The sequence below is a fragment of the Arthrobacter sp. P1_H7 genome, from assembly GCF_056405215.1.
On the sequence record NZ_JBFUCO010000019.1, the window covers coordinates 43013 to 60861 of the forward strand.

Consider the following 17849-nt stretch of genomic DNA (forward strand, 5'->3'; position numbering starts at 1 on the left):
CATGCTGAACCGGGTAACAAACCTGACCATGAGCACAACCGCCCAGCGGACCCTGCAGGCCCAGCAGTCCAAGCTGGCCCAGCTGCAGGAAAAGGCCACCACGCTGGACAAGATTTCGCGCCCTTCCGACGATCCTGCCGCCACCGCGCAGGCTCTCGATACGCGCGCACGGCTCGCCGCCAACGCCCAGTACGGCAGGAACATCGACGACGGCGCCGGCTGGCTCAACGCGGCCGACTCCGCCCTCAGCCAGGCCACCAACGTCATGAACCGCATCCTCGACCTCACGGTCCAGGCCGGCAACGGGGCGCTCAACCAGGCGGGCAAGGACGCGATCGCCGTCGAGCTCGAAGGGCTGAACAAGGATCTGCTGTCAACCGCCAACAGCAAGCACCTTGGCCGCAACATTTTTGCTGGAAGTTCTGACGCGGCCACGGCCTTCAGCCCGGCCATCCCGGCCGACCCGAGCGTTCCGGGTGACACCGGGACTCCCCCGGTCTTCAACGGCGTCGCCGGCGGTTCAGTGGAACGGCGCATCAGTGCCGACAGAACAGTACGGGTCGACGCGGACGGCGCCGCGATCTTCGGCAGCGGCTCCGGCTCCGTCTTCGACGCCGTCACCAAGACCATCGAGTCCCTGCGCAAAGGTGAGGATGCCACTGTGAACCTCACAAACCTGCAGGCGTCTTTCAAGAACATCGTCAGCGGGCGTGCTGAAATAGGAACACGGCAGGTGCAGCTGGAACGCGCCGGCAACGTCAACACCGAACTGGAGGCCACCTTGGATGCACAGAAGATGGGCATTGAAAAGGCAGATCTCGGCAGCGTCATCATGGACCTGAAGCTTCAGGAAACCAACTACCAGGTGGCCCTCGCGGCGACGGCCCGGGTGCTTCAGCCCACCCTGATGGACTTCCTGCGGTGAGCACCCCGGTCATGGACACTCCCGTCGCCAGCCTGCCCCTCACTTTCACCGCACCCATGCCGGGCTTCGAGGAGCTGCACGATTTCACGCTGCGGAGCGTCGAGGGCGCGGCCGGGCTGTACGCCCTGGAGGCAGGTTCGAGCCCGGTGCGGCTCTTCCTGGCCGACGCCGCCGTGTTTGCACCCAGCTATGCACCGCCGATCCCGGCAGCCTCGCTGGAGGCCCTGGAACTCGGCGAGGAGGAGGACCCCCAGGTACTGGTCGTGGTCAACCACTCCCCCGGCTCCACGACCGTCAACCTCATGGCTCCGATCGTTCTGAACCGCGCCACGGGACGCTGCACACAGCTTGTGCTGGACGGCCGCGACTTCCCGCTCCGGGCCGAGCTCAACTCGCTCTAGCCAAGCGGCCCGGCACGGCGCGCAGCCTCACCAGAAATGCGCCACGTCCACCACGAGCCGCGACCCGGCACCCGGCCCGGGCAGGGTCAGGACCCGGAACGGGAGCCGGGCGCGTACCCCCAGGCCAATGGTCGAATAGCCCTCGAAGCTGCCCGCCCACGCCACCTGCCGGAAGGTCTGGTAGCCGGTCACGTTCGCCAGTTCACTCTTGTTCGCCGGGTTGTAGGTGGGATTGCCGGCCTCGTCATATGCGGGTGCGTTGACCGTGAGCTGAATGAAGGCCTGGCCCCGCAGTGGGACCGGCAGGCCGGACCCGTCCTGCACCACCCCGGGTACGTAGCGGACGCTGTAGCCGGCCACGGGGCCGTTGAGGTCAATGACCAGCCGGTCAAAGCAGTAGTGCTGACCGGTCCGGACGTTCACCACCTTGGCCTGGCTCATGGCGCGATCCGCTTTGGCCAGCGATCCCCAGGCCTGTCCGCAGTAGGGGTCCGCGGCGGCAGGCGCCGGCGCAAGAATCCCGAGACCGGCGGCCATCAGCACTGTTGCGAGCAACGCGCGGAACTTCTGCAACTGGGTCTTTTTCAACGCCGCCACCTCTTGGTGCTGTCTGGGCCCTTGGGCTGGCGGAACAGTCAGCGCAGGTCAGACGCTTCCAGCGTAGGCGGCCCCGACCCTGCGGGCGAGGTCCTCCACGGTTTCGGCGCCCAACCGTTAGCGTGGCCCGCTGCTGGTCACGGACGGATTGCACGGACACAACCCGTGAATATCGTTCACGAACAGATAACACCGCCAGCCCCAGGCCAGGCCGGGAACGGCGAAGCGCCGGCACCCTCGCGGGTCCGGCGCTTCTTACGGCCTGGCTGTTGCTTGGAAGGTTTTAGCCTTCGCAGTCGCGGCAGTACTTCATGCCGTTCTTCTCAAGAGCCACCTGGGACCTGTGACGGACCAGGAAGCAGGAGGAGCAGGTGAATTCATCGGACTGCTCCGGAACAACAATGACCGTCAGCTCTTCGCCGGACAGATCCGCACCGGGAAGATCGATGCCTTCAGCGGTGTCATTCTCATCGACGTCGATCACGGCGGTCTGCGCGCCGCCGCCGCGGGACGCCTGAAGGGCCTCCAGCGACTCAGCGGGAGATTCTTCTTCTGTCTTGCGTGGGGCGTCGTAATCGGTAGCCATATCGGGGTTCACTTTCGTTGCTGCGCAGCGCCATTTCAGGCACCTCAGTGAAGCAGTTTAGGACATTATGCATGGAGTTGAGCAATAGTGTGGCCTATCAGACACAATGAGTCGGACGGGCACTGGAAAACCGGTGCAGCGGCCCCGGCGGAGAGCCTCCGAGCTTCTAACGGGCAGTTCAGGTGCGGCAGTTCAGGCGACCGGCCAGACCACCAGGGTCTGCCATTTCGCCGGGTCGGGTTCGACGCCGGGATCGGTGAGGTAGTACTCCCACATTGCCACCCCCGGGTTCGCGCCGTCCTGCCGCATCCGCGCCATGATCGCGCCGTAGGTGTGCTGCAGTGATTCGTAGGGGCCGATGTGCATCGCCTCGTAGCCCTGGCCTGCGGGGAGGATCCCGGCGATGACCGCAGTGTCCGCGCCGCCGGGATTCGTGAAAGGTGCGGCGAGCGGAAACCCCGCCTCGACGTCGACGACGTCGGTCGGCGTGCCGCGGTACAGCGCGAACGGCGGTCCGGCCAACTGGACGTGCTGCTCCTGCACCGCACCCATGACGGCGGAGAAGGCACGGCCGAAAAATTCCCGCAACGCATCCATCGGGACTGTCTCACGCACCACCGCAGTGGGCTGTTCCTTGAGTTGGGCGGCCCTGATGTCCGGAGCCGACCCCGGGTTCGTTTGAGTCATACCCCAGACTCTGCCGGGTCCAATCCACGGTCTAGGGCCTTACGGCCCGCGCCCCCGCGGAGGTCGGCGCCGTGGGTCAGAAGCGGTCCGGCCGCCGGTCCCGGGGCGCCGCAGGTTTCACCGCGAATAAATAAATGAACTTTATTCATATTAGGTCTTGCCCCGCGCGGCCGTCACCCTCAAACTAAATGAACAACGTTCATTAATGTGACGCCCGTCTCACTGGAGTAGCCATGATCGAAATCACGTCCCTCGACACCCCGCCCTCCCTGGCCCGCACCGCCTCGTCCCCTACCGCGCAGTCCAGCACCGCGCCGTCCAGCACAACGCAGTCCAGCCGGCCGGCGCTGCGGGTCGGCGTCGTCCAGCATCGCTGGCATCCTGACGCCGCGGCCCTGCACGCAGAACTGGACGAAGGCATCGGGCGGGCTGCCCGGCTGGGAGCCGCCGTCGTCTTCCTCCCCGAGCTCACACTGTCCCGCTACCCTGCGGACACGCTTCCCGAAAATGACGCCGCCCGGGGCGGGACCACGCGCCCGCGGCCCTCGGACATCGCCGAGGACCTGTTCACCGGCCCCACGTTCCGCTTCGCGGCGGACGCGGCCCGGAGACACGGAATCTGCGTCCACGCTTCGCTCTACCAGAAGGCGGAGAATCCGGACGGCACTGACGACGGCCTGGGCCTGAACACCGCCATCCTGGTCTCCCCCGGGGGCGAACTCCTGGCCCGCACCCACAAGCTCCACATTCCCGTCACGGCCGGCTACTACGAGGACAAATTCTTCCGCCAGGGCCCGGACGGCGACGATGCCTACGAGGTCCATGCCCCCGCCGAACTCGGCGGCGCACGGTTGGGCATGCCCACCTGCTGGGACGAGTGGTTCCCGGAGCTGGCGCGGATTTACTCCCTCGGCGGGGCGGAGCTCCTGGTCTACCCCACCGCCATCGGCTCCGAGCCGGACCACCCGGACTTCGACACCCAGCCGTTGTGGCAGCAGGTCATTGTGGGCAACGGCATCGCCAACGGGCTGTTCATGGTGGTCCCCAACCGCTGGGGCAGCGAAGGCACGCTGAACTTCTACGGTTCCTCCTTCATCTCCGACCCCTACGGCCGGATCCTCGCCCAGGCACCGCGGGACGAATCCGCAGTGATTGTCGCGGACCTCGATCTCGACCAGCGCCGGGACTGGCTCACGCTTTTCCCCTTCCTGGCCACCCGCCGCCCGGACACGTACGGGCGGCTGACCGAACCGGTACGCGCCGACGCCCCGCTCGGCTCCGACACCAGCAAGGCCAACGCATGAGCGCCTGGCGGATGCCGTCCGAAACGGCACCCCAGGACCGTGTCTGGATGGCGTTCCCCACCGGCGGCTACACCCTGGGCGAAACAGCGGCAGAAGCCCACGCCGCCCGCTCCGTCTGGGCCGCCGTCGCGAACGCCGTCGTGGAATTCGAACCGGTCACCATGCTGGTGGCGCCGGCTGATGTGCAGACCGCGGCGGACTACCTCCACCCGGACATCGAGGTGGTCCCCGCCGCCCTGAACGACGCCTGGATGCGGGACATCGGCCCCACGTTCGTCCTCGACGACGGCGGCCGGCTCGGCGCCGTCGACTGGGTCTTCAACGGCTGGGGCGGCCAGGACTGGGCCGCCTGGGACAAGGACTCGCTCGTGGCGGCGGCCGTCGCGGCCCGCTCGGGAGCCAGCCACCTCGTCTCACCGCTGGTAAACGAGGGCGGCGGCATCCACGTCGACGGCGAAGGCACGGTCCTCGTCACCGAGACGGTCCAGCTCGACCCGGGCCGCAACCCCGGGCTCGGCAAGGCCGACGTCGAGGCCGAGCTGGCCCGGACCCTCGGTGTCAGCCACGTCGTCTGGCTTCCCCGCGGGCTGACCCGGGATTCGGAACGGTTCGGCACCCGCGGCCACGTCGACATCGTCGCGGCCATCCCGTCCCCGGGCACCGTGCTGGTCCATTACCAGCAGAACCCGGCACACCCCGATTTCGAGGTCAGCCGGGACATCATCAGCCACCTCACCACCACCCGGGACGCGGCCGGCCGCGACTGGAACATCATCGAGGTCCCCGCCCCGGAAACCCTGACGGACGAGGAGGGTTTCGTCGACTACAGCTACATCAACCATCTCGTGGTCAACGGCGGCGTTATCGCCTGCACTTTCGGCGACCCGATGGACGAAAAGGCCTTGCGCATCCTTGGCGACGCCTACCCCGGCCGCAGGGTAGTCGGCATCGACGCCCGCGAGCTCTTCGCCCGCGGCGGCGGCATCCACTGCATCACCCAACAGCAACCGTCCGTCCCCCAGAAGACAGGTCAGCCATGAGTCAAACTATCGGCCGCGAAGACGGCACCACTACCGCGCCCGACGTCGTCGATCCGGCCGGTTCCAAGCACGGCATCACGGGCAAGGGGCTCAAGGGCGGCCAGCTGGGCCTGCTCGCCGTCGTCGTCCTCGGCATCTCCTCCGTGGCACCCGCCTACAGCCTGACCAGTTCGCTGGGACCCGCCGTCGGGGCCGTGGGCCTGCAGCTGCCGGCGATCTTCATTGTCGCGTTCATCCCGATGATCCTGGTGGCGTTCGCCTACCGTGAGCTCAACGCCGATTCACCGGACAGCGGCACCACCTTCACGTGGGCCACGAAGGCGTTCGGCCCGTTCGTCGGCTGGATGGGCGGCTGGGGCCTGCTGGCCGCCAACATCATCGTCCTGTCCAACCTGGCCGGCGTCGCGGTGGACTTCTTCTATCTCTTCCTGGCCCAGGTGTTCAACAATCCCGAACTCGCGGACCTGACCTCCAACACGGCCGTAAACATCGTGACGTGCCTGGTGTTCGTGGCACTGGCCGTCTGGGTCAGCTACCGCGGCCTGCATGCCACCAAGCTGGTGCAGTACACCATGGTCGGATTCCAGGTCCTCGTCCTTGGCATCTTCGTCGTCATGGCACTCACCCACGCTGCCTCGGGCGACTCGGGAACCGCGATCGCCTTCAGCTGGGACTGGTTCAACCCGATGAAGATCGGCAGCTTCGAGCAGTTCGCCGCCGGCATGTCGCTGGCCGTCTTCGTCTACTGGGGCTGGGACGTCTGCCTCACCGTGAACGAGGAAACCAAGGGCGGCAAGGGCACCGCCGGCCGGGCAGGAACCACGACGGCGGTCGCCGTCCTGGCCCTGTACCTCGTCGCGATCGTGGCCACCATGATGGTTGCCGGCACCGGAACCGACGGCATCGGCCTGAACAACCCGGACAACCAGTCGAACATCTTTGCAGCACTGGCTTCCCCCGTCATGGGCCCGCTGGCCATCCTGATGTCCCTGGCCGTGCTCTCCGGCACCGCGTCGTCCCTGCAGTCCACCATGGCCTCCCCCGCCCGCAGCCTGCTGGCGATGGGCCACTACGGGGCGCTGCCGCCGCGCTTCGCATCCGTCAGCAAGCGGTTCGGATCCCCCGGTTTCGCCACGGTGATTGCCGGTGTGATCTCCGGCGGCTTTTATGCCGTGATGAAGGTGGTCAGCGAGAACGTCCTCAATGACACCATCATGGCCCTGGGCCTGATGATCTGCTTCTACTACGGCCTCACGGCGTTCGCCTGCACCTGGTACTTCCGGCACAGCCTGTTCTCCAGCGTCCGCAACTTCTTCATGCGGCTGCTGTTCCCGGTGCTGGGCGGACTGGTCCTCACCGTGGTCTTCTTCCAGACCGCCGTGGACAGCTGGGCACCGGAATTCGGCAGCGGCTCGGAGGTCTTCGGGGTGGGCCTGGTGTTCATCCTGGGGATCGGCATCCTCGCCCTCGGCGTCGTGATCATGCTGGTCGCCGCGAAACTGCATCCGGGTTTCTTCCGGGGCGAGACCATTCGGAAGGATACTCCCGCGCTGGTGGTTCCGGAGTAGCCTCGCAGCAAGGAGATAAACCGCACTGCGTATGGCCCTGCCTCCCGGACTCCGGGAGGCAGGGCCATCATGGGCGTGGTGGGCGATGTCTTTGGCGCCGACGGGCGTCCCGGCCCTTGTCTCCCTCGGGTGGTTGCTGGTGGTCGGCGGAGCGGCGGCGGTTGCCCTGTCCCTTGTGCTGACGCTGCTGCGGAATCGCGGGAACGGCCAACGGTCCTGACCGACTGTCCCTGACCGTCGTGTGCCGCAGAATCAACGAGGGGCCCGGTGGTCAAGAGATCACGGGCCCCTCATTTGTGATTGGGACTATTGGCCTACATGTTGTTGGCGGCGCTCACGGCCCGACCTTCAACAGTTCCGGCTCTGGCTCTGGCTCTGGCTCCGTCTCTGTCGCCGTCGCCAGGTGGCCGCTATTGCGTCGACGCAGGCGCCTCTCCACCGCGAAACCTGCCAGACCAAGGAGCACGAAAACCACAATCACTGCGTAGTTCTGGTACCAGGGGGCTTCTGGCTGCCGCGGCCAGGCGATATTGACGATTTCGAAACCCAGCCACAAGAGCGCGGCCACGTTCACTACCGGGCCAAGGACTCCCAGGCTGAAGGGTCCGGCTTTCCACGCTCCCTTCAGCCGAACTGCCAGGGCGGCCGGGGTTCAGTAGTCCGGGGGTTCAGTAGTCGGGGTAGAGCTCCGCGGACGCTGTAACGGGGTTGAGGGGCTCGGCAATCATTTCCGGGTCGCCGAGGGCCGCGTCCGCGAGCGCTTCGCACGTCGAGAAGCGGACGTCCCCGCGTTCCAGCGCCGTTTCGATAACCGTCCGCAGGGCTTCCAGCCGTCCTGCCCGTCCAGTGAGAAACGGGTGGCACGTGAGCATGAATAGCGCTCCGTGACGTCGCATTGCGTCGATCTCGTGAATCCACATATCAGCGACCACCAGAGGCGACTGGATGATTTCACCGATCCTGGGTTCAGGAAGGAAGGCATACTGCTCCCAGTCGTCCAGGCTCCAATGCGGGGGAAGCTCCGCAACCGTTCCTGCGGAGGTTTCAATAAGATACGGCACGTCCGCATCCATCAGGCTGGAATCGTATTTGAGCCCGTACTCAGCTACTAGCGACGGCGTCTGCCAAGAGGGCTCCCACAGCGCGGCGCGGTGCCCCTTTGGAGAAATACCGAAGCGCCCGAGTGCGGCAAGCGCCAGGTCGAAGTCGGCGCGTTCATCGTCGAAACTCATGTTCACCGCGGTCCGGTGAGTGTGGGAGTGGTGCGCGATCTCGTGCCCCGATTCCAGGACCTGTTCAACCATGCGGGGATATCGTTCCGCGGTTACCCCTGGAATGAAGAATGTCGCCGGCTGCTGGACCTCTTTCAACATTTGGAGGATCCGAGGAACCCCCACTTTGGGTCCAAACGCCTGGTGAGTCATCGCCATCGCATTCTCGGCATAGCGGCGGCCGGCAGCCAGAATGGGGGACTCGGCGTCGACGTCGAACGTCAACGCGGCAACGCATGCCGCCCCCTGCCTCCATCCTCCCTTTCCAAGGTCAGAAGTCATGGCCGGAGAGCCAGTCTGCATAATCGCCGAGGGCCCGCTGCAGCGGCCAGGCCGATTCGTAGCCCAGGTCCGTGGCCGCGGAAGCGATGCTGAAGTGGCCCTGCAAGTCCAAGGTTGGATCCGTCCCGGGACCGATCTCCACGGTGGCGTCCGGGAACGCCAATCGGACTTCTTTGACGACGTCGCTCAGTGTCCAGTATTCGCTGCCGGAGATGTTGTAAGCCAGGGGCCTGGCTGAGGCTGTTTGCGGTGCCTGGACTGCTGCCAGCGCGGCAAGAGCGACGTCGCGGACGTAGACCAGGTTGTAGCGGTGATCGGCACCGTGGTCGAGCGAGAATGAACCGTCACGGACCACGCCGCGCATGATGTCCCGCATGATTTCGTCCATGCGGTTTCCGGGTCCGTAAACCTGGCCGATGCGCAGGGAGATAACGTCGATGCCATACCTGTCGCCGTAGACCTGGCCGAGCCATTCCCCGGTAACCTTCGTTATGGCGTACGGCGTTGTGGGATTTACGGGCTCCGATTCGAGAACCACAGGCGCTGAGGTTTTTCCGTATACGCACTCGGAAGAGAAGAAAACGATCCGTTTGACGCCGTGGAGCCGTGCCGCCTCGAAAACCGCCACAGTTCCCTCGACGTTGGCAGCGAAGGTTGCCAAGGGAAAGCTCAGCGAATACGTCGGGTGGGATATTGCGGCGGTATGGACGATGGTGTCCACGTCGTGCTCCTTGAGAACCTCGAGGAGACGAGGGATATCGAAGAGCTCGCCCTGAACGGACATGACATCTGGGCGCGGCGCCTCGAGGAAGTCCCGGTTGTAGCTGACGGTTTGATGACCGGCGTCGGAGAGTTCGTTGACTATGTGGCGGCCGGTGAATCCGGCACCACCTGTGACCAGGACAGAGCTCATGTGATTTTGCCTTTCAGCACGTGTGTTGGATGGGGGTCAATGCCCAAGCGGGAAGGTTGTCGTTCGACCACCGTCGACGACCAGGTTTGTTCCCGTGACATACGAGGACTCAGGACCCAGTAGCCACAGCGCCGCGGCTGCAATCTCCTCCGGCAGGGCGAATCGGCCAAGCGGTACTGAAGCTTCGTCTCGGGCTCTCTCTTCTTCGTTCGCGAACTCGGCCGCGAGCATAGGCGTATCCGTCGTGCCCGGCGAGAGTGCGTTGACCCGGACGCCGGCGGGAGCTAGTTCGGCGGCCAAAGACCGCATCATCGAAAGCACGCCGCCCTTGGTGGCGGTGTACGCGGAGTAGCCCGTCTGGCCGACCAGTGACAGCTCGCTGGCAGTGCAGACCAGCGATCCGCCGCCGTTGGATGTGAGCGTTCGCGCCGCTGCCCTGGCGAAGTGGAAAGTGCCGGTCAAGTTCACCTGGATCAGCCTTTGCCACAGCTCGTCGGACGTTTCGGCGATCGGCGCCACGCTGGAGATCCCTGCAGCGTTGAAGGCACCGCTCAGTGGTCCGAGTTCAGCTTCGGCCTGGGCGAAGGCGCTATCGACCTGCACGGACTCAGCCACGTTGGCTTCGATGAAGATCACAGCGCCCGTCAGCTGGCGTTTTGCATCATCAAGCAACCGGTCAGGCAGCCCTACTGCCGCAACCTTGGCACCGTGCGCCAGAAGGGCTCGAGTGGTCGCCAGACCGATGCCGGAGCTGGCTCCGGTGACAAGGTAGGCCTTGTCCTGAAAATGGCTCATGTCGTCTCTTCCCGCGTCGAATTGCTGGTTAGCCCACGAGGGCCCGCGTGTGGTCGTTGAGGAACATCCCGCGGGGGTCGAACTCCCGGCGGATCTGGATGAAGGTGTCGAGCTCCGGGTAGAGACGCTCCAGGCGGCTTCTGGTCATGAAGTGGATCTTGCCCCAGTGTGCACGTGGCTCGAATTCCTGCAGCACCGCATCGGCGTCCCGGAAAAAGGGCCAGTAGTCGGTCCCAGGTTCGGTGGTCAGCGTGATGACGGTGGTGTCGCGTCCCTGGAACTGTGACATGTAGCCCTCGTCGGCTTTCACCCAGCGGACCTCAACGGGGTACTTCTGATCGGAGTGCTTGGTGCGGATCAGGTCCTGGACAGCCTCGACGGCCGCCAGGCCGTGTTCGCTGGGAACGAAGTACTCGAGTTCGTGGAACGGTGTGGTGAATCCGCCCGGGTAGATGCGGTACGACCGGTCCAGCCGGGCACCCTCCGTGCCGGAAATTTCCCGTTCGTCCTGGACGTCGGCGATGTTGTACCGCTTGGTGTAGCTGCGGTTTGCCATGCTCTGGCCCGGCGATCCGGGCAGGTCCAGGAGCTCACAGGAATCGTTGTCCGGGCACCAGAGGAACGAGTAGTGCCTGTTCCCGTCGATATCGGCCTGCCAGGTTGCCGCGGTCTCTGCCCAGGTGGGATACGTGATCTGCTCCTGCAGGTAATAGCGGTCCTCGACCGCCAGTTCGACCTCCAGGAAAATTCCGAGGGTCCCGAGGGCGACCTGGGCTGCCCTGAGTTCGCGGAGTTGCCCCTCACCGATTTCGACGATTTCGCCGTAGCCGTTGATCAGCCGGACCCAGCGCAGGGCTGATGAGAAGCTGCCCAGGTTCTTTCCGGAGCCGTGGGTGCTGGTCGCCAGTGCCCCGGCGATCTGCTGCTTGTCGATGTCGCCCTGGTTGCCCAGTGCCAGCCCCTGCTCCCACAGCGGATCGCCAAAGGCGTTGATGGTGGTGCCGGCCAGGGCCCGTGCGCGGCGCCGCACGAGATCGGTTCCGGTGATTGCCGAGAGTGCGGACATGTCCATCAGGACGCCGCCCGTCTGAACAAGCGGAGAGGACGAATGCCCTGAGCCGACCGCGCGTACTGGCAGGCCTTCCCGGATGGCGAACCGGACGGCGTCGAGCGCCTCCTGTTCATTGCGCGGCCGGACGGTGAAGGCCGGCGTGGCGCTCTGGTTTCCGCCCCAATTGGTCCACGTTACGTCGGTTCCGAAGGGAGCGGACGGCGTTGCGGCACGGACGGACGACGCGGCGTGGGGATGATTCGTGGTGGTCATTGCTGAGCTCCGATGCTGGTCTTAAGGCTCATGCGCCGTGGTTGATCATGACGTGCTTGGTGCGGGAGTAATCGTCCAAGGCGTACAGCGAGAGGTCGCGGCCGTAGCCGGATCCCTTGAATCCGCCCCAGGGAACCTCGCAGGCCAACACCAGGTGCGAATTGACCCAGACGGTGCCGAAATCGAGTTGCTTCGGAACCCTGAGCGAGAGGCTCGAATCCCGCGTCCATACCGAGGCGGAAAGGCCGTAGGGACTCTCGTTTGCCCGGGTGATGGCCTCTTCAGTGGAGCGGAAGGACTCCACGGTGACCACGGGGCCAAAGATTTCGTGGGTAGCAACATGCGCCCCGGCCGGGACGTTGCTGATTACGGTGGGTTCAATGAAGTAACCGGGGCCTTCCAAGGCCGAGCCGCCGATGGCCACCTGCAGGCCCGCAGCCTTTGCCTCGGCAAGGGCTTCCTTCACGCGTTCGAAGTGCGGGCGCGAAATCATGGGACCGATTTCCACGTCCTCCCCTGCGCCCGGAGCGCCGACGACGAGCGTGCTGACTTCGCGTACCAGGTGTTCGGTGAACTCCTCGGCCACGGACTCGTGCACGAGCACCCGGCAGGCGGCGCCGCAGTCCTGGCCGGCATTCCAGAAGCCGGCGTTTCGCACGCCGGCGGCGGCCGCGCGGAGGTCGGCGTCGGGGAAGACGACAACCGGGGCCTTGCCGCCGAGTTCCAGATGGACGCGCTTGACAGACCTGGCCGCGGTCTCCGCCACTGCCTGTCCGCTGACGACGCTCCCCGTCAACGCAATGAGCGCCACATCAGGGTGTTCGGAGAGTCGCTGCCCGACGGTTCGGCCTTTTCCTGTCACGACGTTGAGGATGCCATCGGGGATGCGTCCGGCGACAAGCTCTGCCAGCTTCAGCGTCGAGAGCGGCGTCTGTTCCGAGGGCTTGAGGACGATGCTGTTTCCGGCGGCGAGGATGGGCGCGATCTTCCAGGCAGCCATCAGCAGCGGGTAGTTCCAAGGGGTGATGACGCCGACGACGCCGACGGGTTCCCTGAGGATGACCGAGGTGTGTCCGGTGGCGTAGTCGCCGCCTGCCATGGAGGTCAGTGTGCGGGAAGCTCCGGCCATGAACCGGAAGGTGTCGATGGTGCTGGAGACATCGTCCTCCGCGACGGTTCGCGGTTTGCCGGTGTTGGCGGACTCGATGATTTCGAAGGCTTCACGGTTGGCTTCAATGATGTTGGCGATCAGGGAGAGCACCTCGGAGCGTTCCTTCGGTGTCGTGGTGCCCCAGGACTTCTGGGCCGCCACGGCTGCTTCAACCGCAGCGTCCACATCCGCGGCCGTGCCGGCCTGAACCGACGCGATGACCTGTTCCGTGGTGGGGTCCACGACGTCGATCAGCCGGGTCGCGGAACCGGGGACAAACGATCCACCGATGAAGTGCCCCGTCGGAGGCAAAACGGGTGGCAAGAAACTGGTGCTGCTTTGCTCCGTTGCAGAGCGTCGGACTGTGAACCGCTCGAGGTCAGTGAGTGTCATGATATTCGCCTTTGTTTCTGCGCCGATCGCGGCGCCGGGAGTTTGGTGTGGGGGTGGGCGGTACGTGCCCGGGATGCGCGGGGCGGGCGTTACGCCCGCTCCGCCTCAATCAGGTCAGTTGCGAATGCGGGCGACTGAAAGGGAGCGGCTTCCGGCGTCTTCCGGAACACGCGTGCCGCGAAGTAGTACAGGGGTGCAACAACCACCAGGCCAACAATCCAGGAGATGTCCACGCCGTTCATCGCTGCGGCAATAGGGCCTGTGAACATCGCTGTCGCCGAGAACGGAACCTGGATCAATGCGCCGGCCACATAGGCTCCGATGGCAACCCAGTTGAACCTTCCGTACATCCCGCCGTCGCGCTTGAAGAAGTCTTCAACCCTGTAGTCGCCGTGCCGCAGGAGGTAGTAGTCGACAAGGTTGATGGCCGTCCAGGGAACCAGGACGTACATCAGGAAGGAGAGAAAGTTCGTGTAGAAGAAGATGAAATTGTCGCGGGCGAACAGCGCGATCAGGAGGGCGAGGGTGAAGATGATGATCGCCGCAATGGTCCGGGTCTTGGCGTGGGGCAACCAGGTCGGCCTGAACGTCTGCCCAATGGTGAGCGTGCACAGGACCCCGCAGTAGAGGTTCATGGCGTTCGACGCCGCAACGCCGAGGCAGAAGATTCCGATGATCACCATGGTCCATGGCCCTAGCATGGCTCCCAGGCTCCCGACTATTTCGACGGTGCTGCCATCGTTGATTAGTGTCAGGGCAAGCGTTCCCACCAGAGCACCCAACACCATCGGGAAGAGTGTTCCCAAGACGCAGCCCGAGTAGGATGCCCAGAACGCCGGGGCCGAGCCGGTGCCCTGGGGCATGTAGCGGGAGTAGTCCGAGACGTAGGGAGCGTAGGCGAGCTGCCAGAGGGCGGAGACGGAGATGGTGGCCATGAAGCCCACCCAGTTGAAGTTTCCCTGGTCCAGGAAGCTGGCCGGCAATCCGTGGACGGCCAAGATCCAGACGAAGGCCAGCACGAGCGCCAGACCGGCCACGATGCTCAAAAAGCGTGCATAGGCGTGGATGAGCCGGTAGCCGAAGATGGTGGCAACGACGCTCAAGACGCCAATGATAAGGATGCCTGCGTCAACACTGATGCCCGGGCTGACTGCGGCCAGTGCTTGGCCGCCAAAGACGAGGTTCGCGGCGAAAAACCCGACGTACATGATCACCACGATGACAACGATCAGCAGCGCCCCGTACGAACCGAACTGGCCGCGGGTCTGAATCATCTGCGCCACGCCCAGTTGCGGGCCCTGGGCCGAATGCAGTGCCATGAAGATGCCACCGACGACGTTCCCAATGATGATTCCGACGATTGCGGGCACAAAGTTGAGCCCGAACACAGTGGTCGCGAGTCCCCCGGTCACGATGGTCATGATCATGATGTTGGAACCGAACCAGATGGTGAAAAGGTCCCGGGCCTTGCCGTGGCGTTCGTGGGCCGGGATGGGTTGAATGGTCTTGTCCTCGAGCCGGGGTACTTCGGCCGTGACAGCGTGGGTGGGTCGAGCGTTCATGATGCGTTCCGGGAGTTCATGGGAACCTCTTTTTTCTGTCCCGGCGCTTCGTCGAGCACGGGATCTGATGTATCAATCATTCGTGACTTTTGCCACAGTAGTAATCCGGCGATTGAATAGTTGCCGTAGACCTGTTCATACATATGTACAAATCAGGTGCGAGAGACCAGCAGTTGTGGATCAGACGGTGGCCGCTTGCAGCTCCTCGGTGACGTTGGCGGTGGCCTTGCTGCGGTTCACCATCAGGGCCAGGAGGTCGAAGACCAGGGTTGCTGCGGCGACTGTGGTGATGTCTGCGTGGTCGTAGGCCGGAGCGACCTCGACGACGTCGGCGCCCACGATGTTGATGCCGTTTAGTCCGCGGAGCAGCGCCAGCAGTTCGCGGGAGTGGAGCCCGCCCATTTCCGGAGTGCCGGTGCCCGGGGCGTAGGCCGGATCCAGGACGTCGATGTCGATCGAGACATAGACCGGGGTGTCGCCCAGCCGCTCCTTGACGCGCTGGATCGCGGCCGGAACCCCGATGACGTCCAGATCCGAGCAGCGGATGATCTGGAAGCCAAACTCGTGGTCGCGAAGGAAATCGTTGCGGTCATAAACCGGGCCGCGGATGCCGACGTGCATCGACTTGTCCTCGACCAGGAGGCCTTCCTCGAAGGCCCGGCGGAAGATGGTTCCGTGCGTGACCGGCTGGTCGAAATAGGTGTCCCAGGTGTCCAGGTGTGCGTCGAAGTGGAGCAGGGCCACGGGGCCGTGGACCTTGGTCAAGGCCCGCAGCATCGGGAGGGCGATGGTGTGGTCGCCGCCGATGGAGATGAGCTTCTTGCCGGAGCCGGCGTCGCCAAGGAGTGGGAGGGCCTGCTCCTCGATCTCGCGGACTGCGCGGGCGATGTCGTACGGGGTGCAGGCGATGTCGCCGGCGTCCACAACCTGGGCTTCGTATACGGGCTCGACGTCGAGCTCCGGGTGGTAGCCGGGGCGCAGGAGCCGCGACGCTTCACGGACAGCAGCCGGACCGAAGCGGGCGCCGGGGCGGTAGGAGGTACCGCCGTCGAACGGGACACCAACGATCGCAATGTCGTAGTCCGGGACGCGGTCAATCTGAGGAAGCCGGGCAAAGGTGCCCAGGCCCGCGTAGCGGGGAACTTTTGTTGCGTCGACGGGGCCGATGGGCTTGTGCGTGGTCATGACTGGGTCCTCCGGTTGCTGTGGTTTCAGTCGGCCTGGCAGTTTCTTCCTGCGCCGGTTGAGGTCTATGCCTTAACTATTAGTGATCGGCGTCACGCGGTACATCCGCCGATTGACTACAAACAGCCGAGAGGCTTATACATATGTATAAGCGGGCTTGGGGACGGCCTCCGGACTCATGAACAGGAACCGCGCATGGCGATCACCGTGGCCGAACTGCTGGCCGAACCCCAGCTGGGACTGAGCCTTCTGGCGGGCTCCGCCGGCCTGGGCAACCGGGTCACCTGGGCCCACACCTCCGACCTCCCGCGCCTGTGGGAATGGGTCACCGGCGGCGAGCTCATGATGACCAACGGGCTCTCCATTCCGGCCGATCCCGAGGGGCAGGTTGAGCTGGCCGAGGCACTGGTCAATGCAGGTGCGAGTGCCCTGGCGATCGGCGAGCAGATGCATGCCCCTGAACTCTGTCCCGAGTTCCTCGAAGCCTGTGACCGGTTGCCTTTGCCGGTCATCAGCATCCCCTACCCGCTTCCGTTCATCGCCATCGCACGTTCGGTCGCTGAGTCTTCGTTGCTTGAGGAGTCCCGCAGGCTGCGCCAGACGGCCCGTATTTATGACCTGTTGCGGCTGGCGGGGCCATCTGAGGACAACTGGCTGGGACTGATCCTGGGTATCGAAGCTGAACTCGACGCCAGCCTCTTCGTCATAGATCGACGGTGCCTGCATGCCTGGCATCCCGGAGGCCAGCCGCTGCCGCCGGGCCTCAAGCAGCAGCTTGAACCGCTGACCAGCAAGTCACCGGTGGCCAGCAAGAAGTTCCAGTGGCATCGTTTGGGGGAAGGCCACCTTCTGATGATGGATATTCCGACTCACGCCAATGCGCTTCTGGTGGTGCTGCCGAAATCCGAACCGCTTCCGGACGCGGTAGTGCTGCTCCATGCGGCCACAGTCCTGGGACTCGAGCTGTCGCGGACGGTGCTGTCCCTCGAGAACCAGCGCCGGCTGGGTGCGGAGTTCCTTTTGCAGGCCTTTGACGGGCGCCTGGGCGTAGCCGACATTGAAAGCCGCCTGCCTGAGTTCGGAATCCCGTCACGGGAATTCCTCATCATCTCTATGTCCAGCGACGACGGTGAGCGCCTGGCAGGGATCCACGTTGATCTTTGGCGACACGGCTATCCGACGGCGTGCCAGCGCAGATTCGACACAATCCATTTGGCTGTCGCAACAGACTGCACCGATGATCTGCTGAGACACACGGTCCCCTTGGACGTCAGGATCGGGATCAGCCGGCCTTCCGCGGCCGCTGGTGTGCAGAGAGCTCTTCAGGAATCGATGTGGGCACTTGGGACCGCATCAAGCACCGGCGAACGGTTGGTCCGCTATGCCGAGGGGCCTTCGTGGCTCGGGCTCACCAGTTTTGAGGAAGGCAACGCCCTGGTCCAGCGGCTCCTCGGACCCATTTTCGAGTACGAACAGCGGGAAAACGGGGACCTGATCGTCACGCTGAAGACGTTCCTCGACATGCAACGGTCCTGGCAGAAAACGGCGGCCGCCCTGTTCGCGCATCGGCAGACCATCATTTATCGCATCCGAAAGATCAGTGAGCTGACGGGCCTTGATATGACCGAAACCTCCACGCTGGCGCAACTGTGGTTTGCCCTGCAGATCCATGAAGCCATGGACCTCCACGACAATCCGCGGCGCCTGCCGTCGGCTGAGGTCAGCACTCCACGACGTTGACGGCGAGGCCGCCCATTGCGGTTTCCTTGTACTTGGAGCTCATGTCCTTGCCGGTTTCGCGCATGGTCACGATGACCTCGTCCAGGGAGACCCGGTGCGTGCCGTCGCCCCACAGCGCCATCTTGG

At 64.6% G+C, this 17849-nt stretch carries 17 protein-coding genes; 6 read left to right on the plus strand and 11 right to left on the minus strand.

Going from position 1 to position 17849, the window contains the following annotated elements; genetic code table 11:
• The first annotated feature begins 1 nt into the window (after position 1).
• Positions 2-925, plus strand: coding sequence for a flagellar hook-associated protein FlgL (flgL, locus tag AC1DXI_RS18100; RefSeq protein ID WP_476939758.1), 924 nt, complete (start codon positions 2-4; stop codon positions 923-925).
• Positions 922-1326 (plus strand): flagellar assembly protein FliW, encoded by a 405-nt coding sequence (fliW, locus tag AC1DXI_RS18105; RefSeq protein WP_476939759.1) that lies wholly within the window; start codon positions 922-924, stop codon positions 1324-1326. Before flgL ends, fliW begins: the two co-directional genes overlap by 4 nt.
• Before the next feature lie 27 nt (positions 1327-1353).
• Here fliW and AC1DXI_RS18110 read toward each other — a convergent pair whose 3' ends face one another.
• The 3 genes from AC1DXI_RS18110 to AC1DXI_RS18120 form a co-directional block, all read right to left on the minus strand.
• The gene (locus AC1DXI_RS18110) at positions 1354-1899 is read right to left on the minus strand and encodes an AMIN-like domain-containing (lipo)protein (protein ID WP_476939773.1); all 546 of its coding nucleotides are present in this window, start codon (positions 1897-1899) and stop codon (positions 1354-1356) included.
• A gap of 307 nt (positions 1900-2206) precedes the next feature.
• Entirely contained in the window at positions 2207-2509 is a 303-nt protein-coding gene (locus AC1DXI_RS18115; RefSeq protein ID WP_018775830.1) for a DUF4193 domain-containing protein, read from the minus strand.
• Between the two features lie 192 nt (positions 2510-2701).
• Positions 2702-3196 carry a GyrI-like domain-containing protein gene (locus tag AC1DXI_RS18120; RefSeq protein ID WP_476939760.1) on the minus strand — a complete coding sequence of 165 codons (495 nt, stop codon included), beginning with the start codon at positions 3194-3196 and terminating at the stop codon, positions 2702-2704.
• 233 nt (positions 3197-3429) lie between these two features.
• On the opposite strand from AC1DXI_RS18120, the gene AC1DXI_RS18125 reads away from it, so the two are divergent.
• The 3 genes from AC1DXI_RS18125 to AC1DXI_RS18135 are packed head-to-tail and all read left to right on the plus strand — an operon-like array spanning position 3430 to position 7108.
• Complete coding sequence (locus tag AC1DXI_RS18125) at positions 3430-4500, plus strand: nitrilase-related carbon-nitrogen hydrolase (RefSeq protein WP_476939761.1); 1071 nt, start codon at positions 3430-3432, stop codon at positions 4498-4500.
• Complete coding sequence (locus AC1DXI_RS18130) at positions 4497-5540, plus strand: agmatine deiminase family protein (RefSeq protein WP_476939762.1); 1044 nt, start codon at positions 4497-4499, stop codon at positions 5538-5540. Before AC1DXI_RS18125 ends, AC1DXI_RS18130 begins: the two co-directional genes overlap by 4 nt.
• Positions 5537-7108, plus strand: coding sequence for an APC family permease (locus AC1DXI_RS18135; protein WP_476939763.1), 1572 nt, complete (start codon positions 5537-5539; stop codon positions 7106-7108). The genes AC1DXI_RS18130 and AC1DXI_RS18135 overlap by 4 nt, the downstream gene beginning before the upstream one ends.
• A 668-nt stretch (positions 7109-7776) precedes the next feature.
• Here AC1DXI_RS18135 and AC1DXI_RS18140 read toward each other — a convergent pair.
• From AC1DXI_RS18140 to speB, 7 genes are all read right to left on the minus strand, one after another.
• Positions 7777-8604 carry a polysaccharide deacetylase family protein gene (locus AC1DXI_RS18140; protein WP_476939764.1) on the minus strand — a complete coding sequence of 276 codons (828 nt, stop codon included), beginning with the start codon at positions 8602-8604 and terminating at the stop codon, positions 7777-7779.
• A 46-nt stretch (positions 8605-8650) separates the two neighbouring features.
• Positions 8651-9574, minus strand: coding sequence for an NAD-dependent epimerase/dehydratase family protein (locus AC1DXI_RS18145; RefSeq protein ID WP_476939765.1), 924 nt, complete (start codon positions 9572-9574; stop codon positions 8651-8653).
• Positions 9575-9610: 36 nt separating this feature from the next.
• Positions 9611-10369, minus strand: a complete 759-nt coding sequence (locus AC1DXI_RS18150) for an SDR family NAD(P)-dependent oxidoreductase (RefSeq protein WP_476939766.1) — start codon at positions 10367-10369, stop codon at positions 9611-9613.
• A 28-nt stretch (positions 10370-10397) separates the two neighbouring features.
• Positions 10398-11693, minus strand: a complete 1296-nt coding sequence (locus AC1DXI_RS18155) for a D-arabinono-1,4-lactone oxidase (RefSeq protein WP_476939767.1) — start codon at positions 11691-11693, stop codon at positions 10398-10400.
• 28 nt (positions 11694-11721) lie between these two features.
• Positions 11722-13236 (minus strand): aminobutyraldehyde dehydrogenase, encoded by a 1515-nt coding sequence (locus tag AC1DXI_RS18160; protein WP_476939768.1) that lies wholly within the window; start codon positions 13234-13236, stop codon positions 11722-11724.
• Positions 13237-13325: 89 nt separating this feature from the next.
• Positions 13326-14798, minus strand: a complete 1473-nt coding sequence (locus tag AC1DXI_RS18165) for a purine-cytosine permease family protein (RefSeq protein WP_476939769.1) — start codon at positions 14796-14798, stop codon at positions 13326-13328.
• Positions 14799-14978: 180 nt separating this feature from the next.
• Positions 14979-15983, minus strand: coding sequence for an agmatinase (gene speB, locus AC1DXI_RS18170; protein ID WP_476939770.1), 1005 nt, complete (start codon positions 15981-15983; stop codon positions 14979-14981).
• A gap of 195 nt (positions 15984-16178) precedes the next feature.
• On the opposite strand from speB, the gene AC1DXI_RS18175 reads away from it, so the two are divergent.
• Entirely contained in the window at positions 16179-17723 is a 1545-nt protein-coding gene (locus AC1DXI_RS18175) for a PucR family transcriptional regulator (protein ID WP_476939771.1), read from the plus strand.
• On the opposite strand, the gene AC1DXI_RS18180 is transcribed toward AC1DXI_RS18175, so the two are convergent.
• Positions 17704-17849, minus strand: a 146-nt coding sequence (locus tag AC1DXI_RS18180) for an L-serine ammonia-lyase, iron-sulfur-dependent, subunit alpha (protein ID WP_474661189.1), incomplete at its 5' end; no start/stop codon positions are given. The two genes, AC1DXI_RS18175 and AC1DXI_RS18180, sit on opposite strands and share 20 nt — an antisense overlap.